This is a genomic window from Streptomyces durbertensis, from assembly GCF_014156695.1.
Taxonomy (GTDB): Bacteria; Actinomycetota; Actinomycetes; order Streptomycetales; family Streptomycetaceae; genus Streptomyces; species Streptomyces durbertensis.
The window spans coordinates 1-4,197 of record NZ_WMLF01000459.1 but is presented as its reverse complement, the minus strand read 5'-3'; the positions used below and the strand labels follow the sequence as shown (position 1 = coordinate 4,197).

The following is a 4,197-nucleotide window of genomic DNA, read 5'->3' as shown; positions in this document are numbered from 1 at the left end:
CTCACGCAAGGACGTGGCCCGCGTGGTCATCACCCCCGACGTCGTCCAGAGCAACGTCAACCCCACGCTCGTGCCGCGCACCCGCGGCATGGACAACCCCCACGAGAAGAGCGCGTAGGACTCCCTGGCCGAAGACGGCGTTTACCGCTTGCAGTTCGTCACGGGACCACCAACGGCGGGCTGACCGCCTTCCCCGGCGGTGACCGCTGGGAGTGGGAGCGCCGGATCTTGTTCGACTCGGCGGCCATAGGCGTACGGGTTGGTCCCAGGCGTCGAGCTCGCCGCCGTGCCACCTGATCAGGTTCGCGTCGACGACCGCACGCCTGGCGGTGGGACGGCGAACGGCCCCCATCTCCGCGTGAAATGGGGGCTGTTCGCCGTCCACGGCCAGAGTGGCGGGGGTACCGTTCCGAGTGTCGAGTTCGGAATGGAGTCAGCATGCCCGATGACACCGACGCGCGACACGATGTCTCCATCGGTCGCCGCATTCAGGCCATCCGTGTCCAGCGGGGGTACACCCAGCACGGGCTCGCGCAGCGGGCCAACGTCAGCTACAGCAACCTCACCAAGGTGGAGGCCGGCCACCGGGCGGCGTCTCCAGCGCTGACGGCGGCGTGCGCCCGGGCGCTCCGGGTGCCGGTCACGGACCTGACCGGTCAGCCGTACTTCGACTCCTTGAAGAAGGACCAGCTTGAAGAGCTGATCCAGCCGCTTCGCCACGCCCTGGCCAACCCGCTGCTTCCCGGGGAACTTGAGCCGGTGCGGCCTCTGCGGGACATCCGCGCTCAGATTGCGCGGCTGGACGCGGCGCGGCTGGGCGGGGAGTACATGCCGATCGGCGCAGCAGTCCCGGCACTGATCGACGAGTTGCTGCTGCTTGCTGATACGGCGGCCGCGGGTGAGGCACGCGAGCAGGCGTACCGCGCGTTGGCCGACGCCTACCGACTCGGCTGGAGCTTCGTGAACAAGCTCGGCTTCACCGACTTGGCGTTGCTGGCGTTGGAGCGGATTCAGCAATGCGCCCCGCACGCCGGTGACCCGTACCTCCAGGGGGTGGTGTGCCAAGGGAGGAGCGACTACTTCCTGCGGCACGGGGCGCCGGAGGTGTCGCTGCGGGAGATCCGGCTGCTGGAGCGGGAGCTGGAGGACCCGGTCCGGCGGGGGGACCCAAGGGCGATGTCTATGCGCGGGACGTTGTGGCTGAAGACGGCTGTGGTGTCCTCGCGTTCATACGCTCCGGGTGCAGCGAATGATGTGGCTGCCCAGATCGGAGAGGCGCGGGACTTGGCGGCCCGGATCGTCGGCCGGCCGGATCCCTATCAGATGTGCTTCGACCTCACCAACGTCGCGCTGCACGCCGCGAGCACCCAGCTCGATCTCGGTGAGGCGGGGCGGAGCGTGGAGATGGGTGCGCAGATCCGTTTCCCGGCCGGTTGGGCGCTGAACCGGACGGCTCACCACTACATGGACATGGCGCGGGCTCACGAGCGACTGGGGCAGCGAGACCGTGCGCTGGAAGCGCTGCTGGAGGCGCGGTCGGCGGCGGCGGTGCAGACGCGGTACCACCCGACGACGCGGGAGACGGTGATGGCGCTGCTGCGGGGACGGGGGACGCCGTCGCGGGAGTTGCGGGCGTTCGCTCGGTGGGTGGGCGTGTAGTCCTCTCATCTGCTTGGGGCCCTGACTTTCCTCACAGTGTGAAAGTCGGGGCCTTTCCGTGACGCCACAGTGACTATCTGCGATGACGACGTCACTGGAGATGGTCATGTCTGATACGCCCCGCCGTACCCGCCAGGAGAGAGCGCGCCGCGCCGCGCTCGCCGACGCGGCGAGGGGATTCCTCACCGACCCGTACCAGTCGTGGTCGTGCCGCATCCGCGCGCACGACGACTGCACAGACGGGCAGGAGCGGCCGTCGCCGTGCGAGGGCGTGCACTACGACGTGTGCACCTGCCCTTGCCACGGCCGCGCCGGCGCCGAGGAGGTCCGGTGATCCCGCTGCATCCGCAGCGCTGCGACAGGTGCGGCAGCGAGAACGCGACCGTGCGGCTGGCCTCCCTGATCGAACAGAACACCGGGCCGGGCGGGTCCCACCGGGCGTGCACGGCCTGCCTGCCGCACGGCCAGGGCCAGTTCGACGCACCGGAGCCAGGGAGGGTGGCTCGGTGAAACGCCTGCACATCACCCCGACAGGCTGGCCGTCGGGTGTCCCGGCGGGCCGCCGCTCGGAGCACTCGCGGGTGCTTGACGGGGACGCTTCCCGCATGGTCCGCCCCTACGTGCCTACCGACCAGCCGGCACCCCGCTGGGTGTCGCTGTCGGGCGGTCCGCGCGGCCCGTGGCTGTCGGCCCCGGAGGTGTCGTGATGACACCGGAGATCGAGGTGTGCGGGGCGCGCCGGGCGCGCTGGCAGGAGACGCCGCCGCTTGTCGCCGCCCGCATGCCGTGCGCACTCCCGGCCGGGCACGACGGGCCGCACCAGGACGCGCTCGCCGCGACGTGGGCCGATCTGCCGGCCGCGCTCGTGGACGAGGTCGCCGTCGTGGTGACCGCCGACGCGGTCCGATGCGCTTTCGCCGCTGTCGACGATGGGGGCGTGCGGTGAGCCTGCGCCGCCGCCGTCAGCGGATCGAGGAGTCCGTGCCCGCGCAGATCCTCTACTGCCTGATCGTGGCCGGGCTGCTGCTCGTCGTCATCCTCGGCACCCTTCCCTGACTGGACTGACCGGCGGTCCGCGTCGCCGCCTCCCGCCGGCCAGCTCGCACAACCCCGCCCCGGCCGATCCTGCCAGGGATACGCGGCCGGGACGGGTCGCAGGCAGCACAACCACCTACACGAAGGAGTACAACATGACCTGCTCCACCGATGTACGGGCACTGCTGAGCGAGGAGGAACACGCCGCTGTTACCGCGACCGTCCTCGACTCCAACCCGAACATGGCCGTCGACACCGGGCAGCGCGTCGTCGACGAGGCGATCAAGTTCGTCGTGGCGTGCGCGACGCGCCCCGGCGTTGGGCTTGCTCCGCCCCGCGTCGTCGACGAGGGCTGGCACGCCCTGCTGCTCCACTCCGCGCTCTACGCCCGGTTGTGCGCCCGCTTCGGCGACTTCGTCCACCACTATCCGGGCTGGGACCCGACGAACTACGACCCACAGATTCTGGACCGCACCCGGCAGGCAATCACCGAGTGCGGGTGGGAACCGGACAACGAGCTCTGGGGGCACCCGACGGAGGGGGTGCTGGTCGAGGTGGCCGCGAAATGCCAGCACTCCCCGGACTGCGCCATCCGTCCGATGCCGAAGCCGGAGTGGCCGTAGCATGCCCCGCATGACCCCGTTCCAGGCACGTCACATGGAGAAGCTGGCCCGGCTGTGCGGGATGGCAGGTGTGGCCGCACCCGCCGATCCGGCTCAGCCGCAGGGCGAGTGGCGGTTGTACGACAGGGCTGAGCCGGCGACGCGTCGCGACGTCACGGCGGAGGTACGTCGCCAAGTGTCTGCCGGTCCGGTGCCGGCGCTGCCGCTGGCGGGGCGCGGCTTCCTCGTGCCTGGCTCGACGTCTCGTCGCTGAACGCCCTGGTCTGGTCTCCCGGCCCCACCGCTGGGAGACCGGGGCCACTCCCGCCGACCCGGAGCTGCCCTCAGGAACCCGGGTCGGCACTTTGAGCCCCGGCTGATCAGGCCGGGGCTCAGACATGCCCACTCGTACGCTGCGCGGTAGCGGACTTCTGTACTCACGCGGCGCGTCTGACGGGGCTGGGCTGGCGCACGGCTGCTCCCTTGGAAGCACGACTCGCCTCTGACACGACAACCGGCCCCATTGAGCGGCATCAAGCGTCATCGAAAAGCTCGGATTGCCCTGGTCTTTCCTGGCGAAGCGGTCGACGGCGTGCTCGATCCCCGCATCATCGGGGAAGCTGCGCGTACGGCCGCCACGACCTCCAGGCGGTCAAGAGGGTGTGGCACTACCGGGCGCGTTTCGGTGCGCCCGGCTCCGGCGCAATCGAGCCGGCGAATCCGGCATCGGCGGAAGGCATCGTGCTCCGCGGGCTTCGCTGAGGAACCGGCGGTCCCTCGGACCGCCTACGCGCTCTTCTCCTGGCGGCCGTCGCCGACCGTGCGGGGGACGAGTGTCGGGTTGACGTTGGAGTGGACGACGTCGGGGGTGATCACGACCCGTGCGATGTTGTCCCTCGAC

The 4,197-nt window shown here is 70.5% G+C and carries 6 protein-coding genes and 1 pseudogene; all 7 read left to right on the top strand.

Annotated elements, in window-relative coordinates:
- Window positions 1–124: 124 nt before the first annotated feature.
- Window positions 125–246: pseudogene (locus GL263_RS28575) on the top strand (DUF3626 domain-containing protein); the annotation flags it as partial.
- Between the two features lie 192 nt (window positions 247–438).
- The gene (locus GL263_RS22620) at window positions 439–1,659 is read left to right on the top strand and encodes a helix-turn-helix domain-containing protein (RefSeq protein ID WP_182857597.1); all 1,221 of its coding nucleotides are present in this window, start codon (window positions 439–441) and stop codon (window positions 1,657–1,659) included.
- A 106-nt stretch (window positions 1,660–1,765) separates the two neighbouring features.
- Window positions 1,766–1,993 (top strand): hypothetical protein, encoded by a 228-nt coding sequence (locus GL263_RS22615; protein ID WP_182857596.1) that lies wholly within the window; start codon window positions 1,766–1,768, stop codon window positions 1,991–1,993.
- On the top strand, window positions 1,990–2,169 hold the full coding sequence (locus tag GL263_RS22610) for a hypothetical protein (protein WP_182857595.1): 180 nt from the start codon (window positions 1,990–1,992) through the stop codon (window positions 2,167–2,169). Before GL263_RS22615 ends, GL263_RS22610 begins: the two co-directional genes overlap by 4 nt.
- A 196-nt stretch (window positions 2,170–2,365) precedes the next feature.
- On the top strand, window positions 2,366–2,605 hold the full coding sequence (locus tag GL263_RS22605; RefSeq protein ID WP_182857594.1) for a hypothetical protein: 240 nt from the start codon (window positions 2,366–2,368) through the stop codon (window positions 2,603–2,605).
- A gap of 244 nt (window positions 2,606–2,849) precedes the next feature.
- Window positions 2,850–3,317, top strand: a complete 468-nt coding sequence (locus GL263_RS22600; protein ID WP_182857593.1) for a glycine-rich domain-containing protein — start codon at window positions 2,850–2,852, stop codon at window positions 3,315–3,317.
- A 10-nt stretch (window positions 3,318–3,327) separates the two neighbouring features.
- Entirely contained in the window at window positions 3,328–3,570 is a 243-nt protein-coding gene (locus GL263_RS22595; RefSeq protein WP_182857592.1) for a hypothetical protein, read from the top strand.
- Window positions 3,571–4,197 lie beyond the last annotated feature (627 nt).